This window comes from Novosphingobium sp. BL-A-28-Hi1-0D (genome assembly GCF_055521755.1).
The window spans coordinates 953,983-967,371 of record NZ_CM145502.1 but is presented as its reverse complement, the minus strand read 5'-3'; the positions used below and the strand labels follow the sequence as shown (position 1 = coordinate 967,371).

Annotated in this window: 15 protein-coding genes and 1 tRNA gene; 12 read left to right on the top strand and 4 right to left on the bottom strand. The window is 65.5% G+C overall.

What is annotated here, in order from left to right; genetic code table 11:
• The first annotated feature begins 7 nt into the window (after window positions 1-7).
• Window positions 8-856 (top strand): Rossmann-fold NAD(P)-binding domain-containing protein, encoded by an 849-nt coding sequence (locus ACZ1JW_RS04885; RefSeq protein ID WP_465142158.1) that lies wholly within the window; start codon window positions 8-10, stop codon window positions 854-856.
• On the opposite strand, the gene ACZ1JW_RS04880 is transcribed toward ACZ1JW_RS04885, so the two are convergent.
• Window positions 766-1,704, bottom strand: coding sequence for a DMT family transporter (locus ACZ1JW_RS04880; RefSeq protein ID WP_465142157.1), 939 nt, complete (start codon window positions 1,702-1,704; stop codon window positions 766-768). The genes ACZ1JW_RS04885 and ACZ1JW_RS04880 overlap by 91 nt on opposite strands.
• Window positions 1,701-2,717, bottom strand: coding sequence for a threonine aldolase family protein (locus tag ACZ1JW_RS04875; protein ID WP_465142156.1), 1,017 nt, complete (start codon window positions 2,715-2,717; stop codon window positions 1,701-1,703). The genes ACZ1JW_RS04880 and ACZ1JW_RS04875 overlap by 4 nt, the downstream gene beginning before the upstream one ends.
• 81 nt (window positions 2,718-2,798) lie before the next feature.
• Between ACZ1JW_RS04875 and ACZ1JW_RS04870 the strand changes: the two genes are divergently transcribed.
• Window positions 2,799-3,089: a GNAT family N-acetyltransferase gene (locus ACZ1JW_RS04870; RefSeq protein ID WP_465142155.1), complete on the top strand. Its 291-nt coding sequence runs from the start codon at window positions 2,799-2,801 to the stop codon at window positions 3,087-3,089.
• A 20-nt stretch (window positions 3,090-3,109) separates the two neighbouring features.
• Here ACZ1JW_RS04870 and ACZ1JW_RS04865 read toward each other — a convergent pair.
• Window positions 3,110-3,184: transfer RNA gene (locus ACZ1JW_RS04865), tRNA-Thr, on the bottom strand.
• Window positions 3,185-3,338: 154 nt separating this feature from the next.
• Here ACZ1JW_RS04865 and ACZ1JW_RS04860 point away from each other — a divergent pair.
• From ACZ1JW_RS04860 to ACZ1JW_RS04820, 9 genes are all read left to right on the top strand, one after another.
• The gene (locus ACZ1JW_RS04860; RefSeq protein WP_465142154.1) at window positions 3,339-3,518 is read left to right on the top strand and encodes a hypothetical protein; all 180 of its coding nucleotides are present in this window, start codon (window positions 3,339-3,341) and stop codon (window positions 3,516-3,518) included.
• Window positions 3,519-3,565: 47 nt separating this feature from the next.
• The gene (gpmA, locus tag ACZ1JW_RS04855; RefSeq protein ID WP_196277274.1) at window positions 3,566-4,252 is read left to right on the top strand and encodes a 2,3-diphosphoglycerate-dependent phosphoglycerate mutase; all 687 of its coding nucleotides are present in this window, start codon (window positions 3,566-3,568) and stop codon (window positions 4,250-4,252) included.
• A 30-nt stretch (window positions 4,253-4,282) separates the two neighbouring features.
• A complete protein-coding gene (gene purE, locus ACZ1JW_RS04850) occupies window positions 4,283-4,768 on the top strand; it encodes a 5-(carboxyamino)imidazole ribonucleotide mutase (RefSeq protein WP_465142153.1) in 486 nt (161 codons plus the stop codon).
• The gene (locus ACZ1JW_RS04845; RefSeq protein ID WP_465142152.1) at window positions 4,768-5,826 is read left to right on the top strand and encodes a 5-(carboxyamino)imidazole ribonucleotide synthase; all 1,059 of its coding nucleotides are present in this window, start codon (window positions 4,768-4,770) and stop codon (window positions 5,824-5,826) included. Before purE ends, ACZ1JW_RS04845 begins: the two co-directional genes overlap by 1 nt.
• A complete protein-coding gene (locus tag ACZ1JW_RS04840) occupies window positions 5,823-6,320 on the top strand; it encodes a dihydrofolate reductase (RefSeq protein WP_465142151.1) in 498 nt (165 codons plus the stop codon). Before ACZ1JW_RS04845 ends, ACZ1JW_RS04840 begins: the two co-directional genes overlap by 4 nt.
• Window positions 6,317-7,240 (top strand): bifunctional riboflavin kinase/FAD synthetase, encoded by a 924-nt coding sequence (locus ACZ1JW_RS04835; RefSeq protein ID WP_465142150.1) that lies wholly within the window; start codon window positions 6,317-6,319, stop codon window positions 7,238-7,240. Before ACZ1JW_RS04840 ends, ACZ1JW_RS04835 begins: the two co-directional genes overlap by 4 nt.
• A gap of 273 nt (window positions 7,241-7,513) precedes the next feature.
• Window positions 7,514-10,288 (top strand): isoleucine--tRNA ligase, encoded by a 2,775-nt coding sequence (ileS, locus tag ACZ1JW_RS04830; RefSeq protein ID WP_465142149.1) that lies wholly within the window; start codon window positions 7,514-7,516, stop codon window positions 10,286-10,288.
• A complete protein-coding gene (lspA, locus tag ACZ1JW_RS04825) occupies window positions 10,288-10,806 on the top strand; it encodes a signal peptidase II (RefSeq protein ID WP_465142148.1) in 519 nt (172 codons plus the stop codon). The genes ileS and lspA overlap by 1 nt, the downstream gene beginning before the upstream one ends.
• Window positions 10,806-11,219: a DUF3035 domain-containing protein gene (locus tag ACZ1JW_RS04820; protein WP_144905106.1), complete on the top strand. Its 414-nt coding sequence runs from the start codon at window positions 10,806-10,808 to the stop codon at window positions 11,217-11,219. Before lspA ends, ACZ1JW_RS04820 begins: the two co-directional genes overlap by 1 nt.
• A gap of 51 nt (window positions 11,220-11,270) precedes the next feature.
• Here ACZ1JW_RS04820 and ung read toward each other — a convergent pair whose 3' ends face one another.
• A complete protein-coding gene (gene ung / locus ACZ1JW_RS04815; RefSeq protein WP_465142147.1) occupies window positions 11,271-11,954 on the bottom strand; it encodes a uracil-DNA glycosylase in 684 nt (227 codons plus the stop codon).
• Between the two features lie 98 nt (window positions 11,955-12,052).
• Between ung and ACZ1JW_RS04810 the strand changes: the two genes are divergently transcribed.
• The gene (locus ACZ1JW_RS04810; RefSeq protein ID WP_465142146.1) at window positions 12,053-13,357 is read left to right on the top strand and encodes a UDP-glucose dehydrogenase family protein; all 1,305 of its coding nucleotides are present in this window, start codon (window positions 12,053-12,055) and stop codon (window positions 13,355-13,357) included.
• The last annotated feature ends 32 nt before the right edge of the window (window positions 13,358-13,389 follow it).

Genomic DNA, 13,389 nt, shown 5'->3' with positions numbered 1-13,389 from the left:
GCTTTTGATGGGAAACTTGCTGATCTTCGGAATGGGCTACACCGCGCAGGTGATTGCGGAACGGTTGCGGGCGCAGGGCTGGACCGTGCGCGGGACGGGCAGCGCGGGCGATATCGCCTTTGCCGACCGTGCTGCGGTGGAGGCGGCGCTGGCGCAGGCGACGCATGTCCTGTCCTCCGTCCCGCCACTTCGCGAGGGCGGCGATCCAGTGTTGCAGGCCTATGTCGAGGCGATTGCCGCCGCGCCGCTCGCAGCCATCGGATACCTCTCCTCGACCGGCGTCTATGGAGATGCGGGCGGGGCGTGGGTGGATGAAGGCTCGGTTGTAGGCACCGGGCGGCGATCGGCGCGGACTCAGGCGGATCTCGACTGGCAGGCGCTATCGCCAAAGGTGCGGGTCTACCGCCTGCCCGGCATCTACGGGCCGGGGCGCAGCGCGCTCGAGCGGGTGGCCGAGGGCAAGGCGCATCGCATCGATATTCCGGGGCAGGTTTTCAGCCGGGTACATGTCGAGGACATCGCCAGCGGGGTGATTGCCGGGTTTGCGGGGCCTGCGGGCATCTACAACCTTGCCGACGATCTGCCCTGCAGCCAGAACGCGGTGATCGAGGAAGCGGCGCGGATTCTCGGGGTGCAACCTCCGCCGATGCAGTCGCTGGAGGAGGCCAACCTCTCGCCCATGGCACTGGCGTTCTATGCCGAAAACCGCCGCGTGGCGAACGGCAAGGCCAAGCGCCTGCTTGGCTGGAAGCCCGCCTTTCCGACCTATCGCGAGGGGCTGCGCGCCCTTAGCGCCAGCACGAGGCCGACCATCGCCAGTGCCGATCCGGCCAGCGCGAGCACCGACCAGCGATAACCCTCGAACGCGGTCGAGAGCAGCATCGCGACGACCGGCACCAGCACCCCGTTGTAGGCCCCGCGCCCTGCGCCCAGGCGCTGCAGCAGGCGGAAATAGAGCGGGAAGGTGACGACCGATCCGACGATGCCCAGATAGAGCACGCCGAACACATAGCCGGGGCGCGGATCGAACTGCGGCGGTCCTTCGACGACCCACGCGAAGGCTCCGTCGAGCACTGCACCGATCAGCATGGCCCAGCTCAGCATCGGCACCATGGCCACGCGCCTTGCCACCGGGCTGGCCTGCAGCACATTGGCAGACGAGGCGCTGAACAGGGCGGCGGTGGTCAGCGCGATGCCGGTGAGGACCTGACCTTCGGGCGGGGCCATGCGGTATTCGTGGAGCAGCAGCAGGGCGATGCCCGCACCTGCAACCAGCGACCCGCCGATGAACCCGCGCGTGACCGGCTGTTTGAGCACGACCCATGCCATCAGCGCGTTGGGCACCACCAGCAGAGCGAAGAACACGGCGACTATGCCCGATGTCAGGTGATGTTCGGCGCGGTAGACGAACTGGAAGTTCATCACGAACTGCAGCAGGCCGAGGAGGGCCGCGACCTTGAGGCCTTCTGCATTGAGGCGCAGCGATTCCCGCCGGACCAGGGCAAGCACGCCCATGCCGATGGCCGCAGCGACGAAACGCCATGTGACCGACCAGCTTGGCGGGACGCTGCCGATCTGGTCCTTGATCACCAGCCAGGTCGATCCCCAGATCAGTGCGACGAGGAAGAACGGGCCTGCGACGTCCCACTGCCAGAAGCGGGCCTGACCGGGTAATTCGCGTCCGGGTAGTTCCTGCTCGCTCATAGCGCGGCAATGGCGCGGGCAAGCGCGGAGACTTCGGCGGGATCGCTGTTCCATGCGGTGACGAGGCGGGCGGCACCAGAGACACCCTCGGGCGCGGTCCAGTCGTAGAAATCGAAGCCCTGTGCGCGAAGCGTTGCCTGCTCGGCGGGCGAGAGCACGACGAACAGTTCGTTCGCCTCCACAGGGTGGAACAGGCGCTCGCCGCAGGCCTGTGCGATTTCCTGCGCGGCAGCGTTGGCGGCGCGGGCGTTTTCGAGCCAGAGGTCGCCCTCGATCATCGCGAGGACCTGCGCGGCGAGGTAGCGGCCCTTGGACTGCAGGTGTCCGGCACGCTTGCGGCGGTAGCGGACCACGTCGGCCAGTTCCATGTCGAAGAAGACCAGTGCCTCGGCATTCATGCCGCCGTTCTTGACGCAGCCGAAGGTCAGCACGTCGACGCCTGCCTGCGCGGTGACTTCGGCCGGACGGCAGCCAAGGTGCGCGACGGCATTGGCAAAGCGCGCGCCGTCCATGTGCAGGCCAAGCCCGCGCCCCTGGGCGAGCGAGCCGATCCGGGCGACTTCCTCCGGCGTATAGACCCGGCCATATTCGGTGGCCTGCGTGATCGAGATTGCGTGGGGCTGGACCTGATGGACGTCGTTGCGGATCGGGTCGATGACCTTGGCAATGCTCGCGGGCGTCAGCTTTGCGCCTTCGCCGTCTGCCAGCATCAGCTTGGCACCATGCATGTAGAAGCCCGGTGCGCCGCCCTCGTCCATCTCGATATGCGCCTCGCGGTGGCAGACCACGCCGCCGTGGGGCGGGACCATTGCGGCAAGCGCAAGGCAGTTGGCCGCCGTGCCGGTGGCAACCCACAGCGCGGTGCATTCGGTGCCGAACAGGTCGGAAAATGCCTCGTCCATGCGTTGTGACAATGCATCGCCGTCGTAGCCCGAATCGGGCGCATCGGCGGCGTGCATCGCGGCCCACAGGCGGGGGTGGACGGCGGCGGCATTGTCGGAGAAGAACTTCATGGGAAACCGCAATGTGACCCTGCGCGTTTCGGGTCAAGCGACCCCGAAGTGCCGGGGTGCAAAGGGCAAGGAATTTACCGCATGGCAGATGTCGTCATCACCCACCTCGATCAGGGATCGCGCGGGGAATACCACGCCAAGGTGGAAGGCAGCGAGGCGATCGGGCGGCTGACCTATCAGCGGAACGGCGATTTGGTGGTGGCCGACCATACGCTGGTGCCGACCGAGATCGGCGGGCGCGGCGTGGCGGGCGAACTGGTCAAGGCGCTGATCGCGGACGCGCGCAAGTTCGGGTTCAAGATCGAGCCACAGTGCAGCTATGTCGAGGCCGCGTTCCGGCGTCACCGGGAATGGGCGGACCTCAGGGCCTGATTTTCCGAAGTCCGGGGAAATGGTGCTGCTGGGGAGGATTGAACTCCCGACCTCAGCCTTACCAAGGATGCGCTCTACCACTGAGCTACAGCAGCACACCATTTCCGCTTGGCCACTCCGGCACCGGTGACGGGCGGGGTGGGCAGGGGCGCGCTAATGACGGGGGGGGCTGGCTTTGTCAAGCGACGTTCGGGGCCAAAGTCCTGCAGGGCTTGCAGTAAGGCGGGGATCGCTGCAATCAGGCGGGCAATGAGCGAACAAAAGTCCACGATTAGCCGCGAGGAACGGCTGGCCGCGCGACTGCGCGAGAACCTGAAACGGCGCAAGGCGCAGGCGCGTGCTCTGGAAGCCGTTGCAGGCGCGGCCGATGCAGTGGTGTCCGAATCGCCCGATTCGCCGGAAACCGGGCTTTCCAATCCGGCCGCCTGACGCTAGGGGCGCGGTTCCTTTTTGTTAGTCAGCTACAGGATGCCCCGATGCCCCGCCTGATCCTGATTCGCCACGGCCAGTCGCAGTGGAACCTCGAAAACCGCTTCACCGGCTGGTGGGACGTGGACGTGACCGAGAAGGGTGCGGCTGAAGCGTTTGCGGCGGGCAAGTTGCTCAAGGACAAGGGCGTGCTGCCGACGCTGGCCTTCACCTCGCTGCAGACGCGCGCGATCAAGACGCTGCATCTGGCGCTTGAGGCTGCCGGTCGCCTGTGGGTGCAGGAAGACAAGGACTGGCGCCTGAACGAGCGGCACTATGGCGGGCTGACCGGCCTCGACAAGGCCGAGACCGCGGCCAAGCACGGCGACGATCAGGTCAAGGTGTGGCGCCGCAGCTTCGACGTGCCGCCGCCGCCGCTGGAAGCGGGCAGCGAGTTCGATCTCGCGTCCGATCCGCGCTATGCCGGGATCGCGGTTCCTGCGACCGAAAGCCTCAAGGATACCATCGCGCGCGTGCTGCCGTGCTGGGAAGAGAAGATCGCGCCTGCGCTGCGCGCCGGGGAGACGGTGATCGTCTCGGCCCATGGCAATAGCTTGCGCGCGCTGGTCAAGCATCTGTCGGGCATTTCGGACGAGGACATCACCGGCCTTGAAATCCCGACCGGGCAGCCGATCGTCTATGAACTCGACGACAATCTTGCCGAGATCGAACGCTACTACCTCTCGGAGCGCTGAGCGCCCGAAAGCCTGAAGGGGGCAGGGGAGATGTCTGAGAAGCCGCAAGTTGCCATCGTCATGGGCAGCCAGTCCGACTGGGAGACGATGAAGAACGCGTCTGCCGTGCTGGAGAAGCTGGGCGTGGCGCATGAATGCCGCATCGTCTCGGCGCATCGCACGCCCGAGAGACTGGTGAGCTTTGCCAAGGGCGCGCACACGCAAGGCTTCAAGGTGGTGATTGCGGGCGCGGGCGGCGCGGCGCATCTGCCGGGCATGGTCGCCTCGATGACGCACCTGCCGGTGCTGGGCGTGCCGGTGGAATCGAAGGCCTTGAAGGGCATGGATTCGCTGCTTTCGATCGTGCAGATGCCGGGCGGGATTCCGGTTGGAACGCTTGCGATCGGCGTGCCGGGTGCGACGAACGCGGGCATCCTCGCGGCTTCGATTCTGGCGACTTCGGACGAGGCGCTGGCGCAGCGTCTGATCGCCTTCCGCACGGCGCAGACCGAATCTGTGGCGGAGAAGCCGGTCTGATGATTCCTCCCGGCGAGACGATCGGCATCCTCGGTGGCGGCCAGCTCGGCCGGATGATCGCGCTGGCGGCGGCGAACCTGGGCTATCGCTGCCACGTCTATGCGCCGGAAGCGGATTCGATTGCCGCCGATGTCTGTGCCGCGTTCACGCAAGGCGAGTATGACGACGAAGCGGCGCTGGCAGCTTTTGCCGCGCAGTGCGCCGTGGTTACCTATGAGTTCGAGAATGTGGCGGCTGCGCCTCTGGCGGCAGTGACGACCCACGCGCCGCTGCATCCTCCGGCCAAGGCGCTGGAAGTGGCGCAGGACCGGGTGAACGAGAAGTCGTTCGTGGAAGGCTTGGGCGGTCGGCCTGCGCCTTGGGCCACGGTCGATTCGATGGAGGATCTGCGCGCAGCGGTCGCCAGCATCGGCGCGCCGGGCATCCTCAAGACGCGGCGCGATGGCTATGATGGCAAGGGCCAGTGGCGGATCATGCAGCCGTCCGATGCGGAAGCCGTGGAGCTTCCCGGCAAGCCGCTGATCTACGAAGGCTTCGTGACGTTCGAGGCGGAGTTCTCGGTGATCCTCGTACGCACCGAGGCGGGCGAGGTGCGGTTCTGGGATAGCGCCGAGAATGTGCACAAGAGCGGTATTCTGGACCGTTCGACCGTACCTGCATCGCCGGTTATCGTGGCGCAGGTGGAAGATGCGCGGGCGCTCGCGGCGAAAGTGGCCGATGCGCTGGGCTATGTCGGCGTGCTGACGCTGGAATTCTTCGCCACGGCGGACGGCCCGGTGTTCAACGAGATGGCCCCGCGCGTGCACAACTCCGGGCACTGGACCATCGAGGGCGCGCTCACCAGCCAGTTCGAGAACCATGTGCGCGCGATCTGCGGGCTGCCGCTGGGCTCGACTGCACTGGCGGCCAAGGGCGTGGTCATGGACAACCTGATCGGCGACGATGCGCACGATTGGCCCGCGATCCTTTCGGACCCTGCCAACCACTTGCACCTCTATGGCAAGGCGGCAGTGCGGCCCGGGCGCAAGATGGGCCACGTGACGCGGCTGGTGCTGTGAGCGGGGTACGGCCCGGACTCTTCCTGATCTACGCCCGCGCCACCAACGGCGTGATCGGCAAGGACAATGCCTTGCCGTGGCGGCTGCCTGCGGACTTGAAGCGGTTCAAGGCGCTGACGATGAACAAGCCTATGATCATGGGCCGCAAGACTTTCGAGAGCCTGCCGGGACTGCTGCCCGGTCGCCGCCATATCGTGCTGACCCGCGATGGCGGGTGGAGCGCCGAGGGGGCGGAAGTGGCGAAGAATGTCGAGCAGGCGCTGGCGCTGGCGCATGAGGGCGAAGTTGCCGTCGTCGGCGGGGCGGAGATCTACCGCCTGTTCATGCCCCTTGCCGAACGCGTGGAATTGACCGAGATACACGGGGCGTTCGAGGGGGATACCGTGATGGAGCCGCTCGGACCGGAGTGGATAGAGGTATCGCGCGAAGTGCATCAGGCGCAGGATGAAAGACCCGCTTTCGATTTCGTCACTTACGCCAAGGTAGGCGCATGATCCGCCTCGACAGCCTGCAGCCGGTGCCGGAAACGATGCGTGGCGGCATTGTCGCGCTGGGCAATTTCGACGGGTTTCATCTGGGCCATCAGGCGGTGGTGGGCGAGGCGATCCGTTGGGCCAGGGCGGAAGGGCGTCCGGCTATCGTCGCCACGTTCGATCCGCATCCGGTGCGCCATTTCAAGCCCGATGCCGAGCCGTTTCGCCTGACCACGCTGGATCAGCGGCAGGAGTTGTTCGGCGCAGCCGGGGCCGATGCCATGCTGGTGATCCACTTCGGCGCGGATGTGGCGGGCATGACCGCGCTCGAATGGATCGAGGCGGGGCTGGTCGGGCATCTGGGTGCCGTGGGCGTGGTGACGGGTGAGGACTTCACCTTCGGCAAGGGCCGCAGCGGCAATGCGCAGGTGCTGCGTGAAGATGGGCCGCGCTTCGGGCTTTCGGCTCGCGCGGTGGGGCCGGTCACGCTGGAGGGCGAGGTCGTCTCATCCAGTCGCATCCGCGAAGCGCTGAAATCAGGAGATTGCGAGACGGCGACGAAGCTGCTGACGCGGCCTTTCGCGATCCGCGGGCCGGTGCAGCATGGCGACAAGCTGGGGCGCACGATCAACTTCCCGACCGCCAACCTCGACATCGGCATGTACCTGCGCCCGCGCTATGGCATCTATGCGGTGACTGGGCGTTTGCCGGATGGTCGTCTGCTTAAGGGCGCGGCGAATCTGGGCATTCGCCCGACCTTCGATCCGCCCAAGGAACTGCTCGAGCCGCACTTTTTCGATTTCTCGGGCGATCTCTACGGGCAGGAAATCGAGGTGGCGTTCCACCACTTCCTGCGGCCCGAGGCGAAGTTTGACGGGCTGGATGCGCTGGTGGCGCAGATGGAGCGGGACTGCGACGAGGCTCGGCGGCTGCTGGCGTAGCGGTGGTTCTGTTTCACGCAGAGACGCGGAGAAGAAGTAGAGACGCAGAGATGCTGCGCCTGGCCGACAGGCTCTTTGTGCCGACGACCTGACGCAACACGCAAGCGCCGAGAATCCCAAGCGGCTTCGCCGCAAGCGCGACTTCTGTGCGTCTCTCTTCTTCCTCCGCGTCTCTGCGTGAAACAGCCTGCCTTTCCCCTAACGCAGTTCCTACCACCCCACCACGCCAGAAAAATTGCGCAAAGGCCGCCGCAGCGCTAAGGCCCGCCGGTCATGACTGAACCACGCGACTACAGACCGACCGTCTTCCTGCCGAAGACCGATTTCCCGATGAAGGCTGGCCTCCCCCAGAAGGAGCCGGTCATTCTTTCGCGCTGGCAGGACGAGGGCATTTACCGCAAAGTTCGCGAGGCGCGCAAAGGCCGCGAGAAGTTCATTCTCCATGACGGCCCGCCCTATGCCAATGGCGACATGCACATCGGCCATGCGCTGAACCATATCCTGAAAGACATGGTCTGCCGCACCCAGACGCTGCTGGGCAAGGACGCGCCCTATGTTCCCGGCTGGGACTGCCATGGCCTGCCCATCGAGTGGAAGGTCGAGGAAGAGTACCGCAAGAAAAAGAAGAACAAGGACGAGGTTCCGCCAAAGGAATTCCGCGCCGAATGCCGCGCCTATGCCCAGAAGTGGGTCGACGTGCAGCGCGAGCAGTTGAAGCGCCTCGGCATCAATGGCGATTGGGACAACCCCTACCTGACGATGGACGCCCAAGCCGAGGGAACCATCGTGCGCGAACTGCTGAAGTTTGCCGAAAGCGGCCAGCTCTATCGCGGGGCCAAGCCGGTGATGTGGTCGCCAGTTGAAAAGACCGCGCTGGCCGAGGCTGAAGTTGAATACGAGGATATCGTCTCGACCCAGATCGACGTGGCGTTCGAGATTGTTGAGTCGCCGATCGCGGAACTGGTCGGCGCGCATGCGGTGATCTGGACGACGACGCCGTGGACGATCCCGGTGAACCAGGCTTTGGCTTATGGGCCGGAGGTTGAGTATGTGCTCGTCGGTGACTCTGGCGAGCCTGCAATGCTGCTTGCCAAAGAGTTGGTGTTGAACGGCGATGTTCTTCATCGGCTCGGCAAGGCGCGCGAAATCGATGTGCTCTGGCAAGGCAAAGGCTCTGACCTCGCCGGAACGATCTGCCGCCACCCGATGCACGCGCTCGGCGGGTTCTTCGCCAAGCCGCGTCCGATGCTGCCGGGCGATTTCGTCACCACCGACAGTGGCACCGGCCTTGTTCACATGGCGCCCGATCATGGCGAGGACGACTTTGCGCTGTGCAAGGCGCACGGGATCGAGCCGGTGTTCGCGGTGCAGGGCGATGGCAAGTATCGCGAGGACTGGGCATGGCTCGGCGGGCAAGGCTCGGTCATCAACCCCAAGTTCAATGCGCCCGACGGGCCGATCTGTGAGGCCCTGCGCGAGGCTGGCGGGCTGCTGGCGGCGAGTGCCGATTACAAGCACTCCTATCCGCATTCGTGGCGTTCGAAGGCCAAGGTGATCTATCGCTGCACGCCGCAGTGGTTTGTGCCGATGGATCGCGAGGCCGAAGGCGGCACGCTGCGCGAGAAGGCCACCAAGGCCATCGCCGACACGCGCTTCGTGCCAGAGAAGGGCCGGAACCGCATCGGTGCGATGGTTGAAGGTCGTCCGGACTGGGTGCTGTCGCGCCAACGCGCGTGGGGTGTCCCGATCACGCTGTTCGTGGATCGCAAGACCGGCCAGTACCTCAACGATCCCGAAGTGAACGCGCGCATTGTCGCCGCCGTCATGGCCGAGGGCGTGGATGCGTGGGACGAGGAACGGGCGCAGGAGTACCTAGGCGAGAAGTACAAGCTCGACGATTACGAGCGCGTCACCGACATCTTGGACGTGTGGTTCGATTCCGGCTCCACCCATGCCTTCGTGCTGGAATCGGGGCGCTGGCCGGACCTGCAATGGCCTGCGAACCTCTATCTCGAAGGGTCGGACCAGCATCGCGGCTGGTTCCAGTCCTCGCTGCTGGAATCCAGCGCCACGCGCGGGCGGGCGCCTTATGATGCGGTGCTGACGCACGGGTTCACCATGGACCAGAAGGGCATGAAGATGTCCAAGTCGCTCGGCAACACGATCAGCCCGATCGATCTGATGCGCGATTACGGCGCGGATATCCTGCGGCTCTGGGCGCTCTCGGTCGATTTCACCGAGGACCACCGCATCGGCAAGGAGATCCTGCAGGGCGTTGCCGACCAGTATCGCAAGCTGCGCAACACCTATCGCTATCTGCTGGGCGCGCTGGACGGTTTCAGCGAGGACGAACGGCTGCCAGTGGCGGATATGCCCGAGCTGGAGCATTACATGCTCGGCCTGCTTGGCAAGCTGGATGCGACGCTGCGGCAGGCGGTCGAGGACTTCGACTACAACACCTATGTCCGCGCGCTGACCGACTTCTGCAATGAAGACCTCTCGGCCTTCTTCTTCGATATCCGCAAGGACTGCCTCTATTGCGACGCGCCGACTGACCCGAAGCGCCGCGCCTATCGCACCGTGCTCGACACGCTGTTCCACGCGCTGGTCCGTTATGGCGCGCCGGTGCTGGTGTTTACATCCGAGGAAGTGTGGCAGTCGCGCTATCCGGGCAGCGACAGCGTGCATCTGCTGGAATGGCCGGAAGTGCCTGCGGTCAGCGTGGACGAGGCCCGCTGGACCGAATTGCGCGCGCTGCGCCAGACGGTGAACGAAGCCATCGAACCGCTGCGCCGCGAAAAGGTGCTGGGTTCGGGGCTTGAGGCGGTCGTCACCGTGCCGGAATCCGCTCCGGAAGCCGATCTGGCGGAGCTGTTCATCACCGCGACAGTAATGCGCGGGCAGGGCAGTGACGTGACCGTCACCCGTTCCACCGACCACAGGTGCGGCCGTTGCTGGCGCCTGCTTCCGGAAGTCACGGAAGACGGCGCGCTGTGCGACCGTTGTGACGAGGTCGTGGCGCAGATCGACGCGGGTGCAGCCGCCTGATGTTGACGCGTCCGCGCATCGAGGGGCTGGGCCTTGCGCTGCTGGCTGCGGTGGTCGACCGGATCGTGAAGGCGATCATGGTCGGCCCGCTGATGCTGCGCGATCGTGCGGTGATCGATCTGCTGCCGTTCTTCGACTTGCGCTATGCCGAGAACGAGGGTGTTTCCTTCGGGATGTTCACCGCGACCTCGATGGAAATGCGCTACGGCCTGATCATCGTGACCGCGCTGATTGCCGTGGGCGTGACGGTGTGGATGCTGCGCGAGACCTTGCGGGGCGACATCCTTGCGCTCGGCCTCGTGCTCGGCGGGGCGCTCGGCAATATCTATGACCGGCTGATGTTCGGCTATGTCATCGACTATGCCGACCTGCACATCGGCGCGTGGCGGCCTTTCGCCATCTTCAATCTGGCCGACGTGGCGATCACGTTCGGTGTCCTGATACTGCTTGCTCGCTCGTTCAAATCGCGCGAAAAGCCAAACGATAGCGGCGACCATACCGCCACGGAGAATGCATGATGCGTAAAGCTGCCGCCCTTGCTCTTGTCGTCTCGGCGGCGACTCTTCTGTCGGCCTGCGGTGGCGGCGGTTCGCTGTTCAACCGTGACCGTCCTGACGAAATGGCCGTGACCCGCGCCGCACCGCTGGTGGTGCCGCCCGATTTCGCGCTGACCCCGCCGAGCCCCGGCGCACCGCGTCCGCAGGATTCGGAAACCGGCAAGCAGACGCTCGAAACCCTGTTCGGCGGCCCTTCGGCGCGTTCGAGCGTGGAAACGGATGCGATCAACCGTTCGGGTACGGCGGCTGCCTCGATCCGCTCGACCGTGGGCGATCCGGGCACGCAGACCGTGGCCAAGGGCCAGGTCGTGCGCGACATCCTTTCCGCGCCGGAAGGTGACGGGCAGGCTGCTTCGGCTGCGATCCCGGGCTGATCTTCGGCTTGATGAACTGACGAAAGGCCCCGCTCCGGCGGGGTTTTTGCGTCACACCCGCCAGTCTATCGCCCCGCGTCCCTGAGCTTCAAGGAATGCGTTCGTCTGGCTGAAGGGCTTGGAGCCGAAGAAGCCGTTGTGCGCCGACAGCGGGCTGGGGTGCGGGGCTTTCAGCACCAGATGCGGGCCATTGGCGAGACCGGCGACGCGCGCGGCCTTCTTCTGCGCGTGGCTGCCCCACAGGATGAACACCGTGGGATCGGCGCGCGCGGCGACGGCTTCGACGGCGGCGTCGGTGAACAGTTCCCAGCCCTTGCCCTGATGCGATCCGGCATTGGCCGCTTGCACCGTCAGCGCGTTGTTGAGCAGCAGCACGCCCTGCTCTGCCCAGTGCGTGAGGTTGCCGTGGGCAGCTCGGGGGATGCCGAGGTCGGCTTCGAGTTCCTTGTAGATGTTCACCAGGCTCGGCGGGATCTTCACGCCGTGCTGGACCGAGAAGGCGAGACCATGGGCTTGCCCCGGGCCATGGTAGGGGTCCTGCCCGAGGATGACGACGCGCACCTTGTCGAGCGGGGTCATCGCCAGCGCGGCGAGGCGTTGCCCGCGCGGCGGGTAGATCACCTTGCCCGCGCGCTCCTCGGCTTTGAGAAAGCCGCCCAGCGTGCGCAGCGGCGGCGATTGCAGGACAGTTTCGAGCGCGGGGCGCCAGGATTCGGGGAGAGTTGTGGTGGTCATGTTCCCGAAAGGTTAGACGCGTAGGAAGCCCGCCCGCAAGCAGGGTTCCGGGAATGGCTCCCGCTTGCTAACAGCGCTGTGCTGTACGGAGTGCTTTGATGAAGATCGCAATGGTTGGCTCGGGCTATGTCGGGCTGGTTTCTGGAGCCTGCTTTGCCGATTTCGGCCACGACGTGGTCTGCATCGACAAGGACGAGAGCAAGATCGAGCGCCTGCGCGCAGGCGTTATGCCGATCTACGAGCCGGGCCTTGCAGAGCTGGTCGCAGCCAACGTGAAGGCGGGGCGGCTGTCGTTCTCGACCGATCTTGCCGCATCTATCGAGGGCGCGGCTGCGATCTTCATAGCCGTGGGCACGCCTTCGCGGCGAGGTGATGGGCATGCCGACCTGACCTATGTCTATGCGGTGGCGCAGGAGCTGGCAGCCAACATCACCACGCCGACGGTCGTCGTGACCAAGTCGACCGTGCCCGTGGGCACTGGCGACGAGGTTGAGCGGATCATCCGCGAGAGCGGCACTGACGTGAAATTCGCCGTGGTGTCCAACCCCGAATTCCTGCGTGAGGGCGCGGCCATCGGCGATTTCAAGCGGCCCGACCGCATCGTCATCGGCGCAGAGGAAGAGTGGGCGCGCGGCGTGATGCGCGAGGTCTATCGCCCGCTGTTCCTCAACCGCGCACCGATCCTGTTCACTTCGCGCCGCAGCAGCGAACTGATCAAGTACGCCGCCAATGCCTTCCTTGCGACCAAGATCACTTTCATCAACGAGATGGCGGACCTGTGCGAAAAGGTCGGCGGCGATGTGCAGGACGTGGCGCGCGGCATCGGGCTCGACAATCGCATCGGCTCGAAGTTCCTGCACGCAGGTCCGGGCTATGGCGGCTCGTGCTTCCCCAAGGATACGCTGGCGCTGCTCAAGACGGCCGAGGACTTTGGCAGCCCGGTGCGGTTGGTTGAGGCCGTGGTCAAGGTCAACGACAGCCGCAAGCGCGCGATGGGGCGCAAGGTGATCGAGGCTCTAGGCGGCGATGCCCGGGGGAAGCGCGTGGCGCTGCTCGGCCTGACGTTCAAGCCCAACACCGATGACATGCGCGATGCGCCGTCCATCGCCATCGTGCAGACGCTGCTTGATGCGGGTGCCGAAGTGCTGGCCTACGATCCCGAGGGCATGGAGGCGGCCGCCGCGATCATGCCCGACGTTAAGATGGTTTCGAGCACATACGCCGCCGTCGAAGGAGCGGACGCCGTGGCGCTCGTCACCGAATGGGATGCGTTCCGCGCGCTGGACTTTGCCCGCGTGAAGAAGCTGATGAACGCGCCGGTGCTGGTCGACCTGCGCAATGTCTATGACCCGGCAGAAGCACGCGCGGCGGGCTTTGCCTACAGCAGCGTGGGCCGGGTCTAGGTGTTTGGTCCGGGCACGTTGGCGGCGGAGGC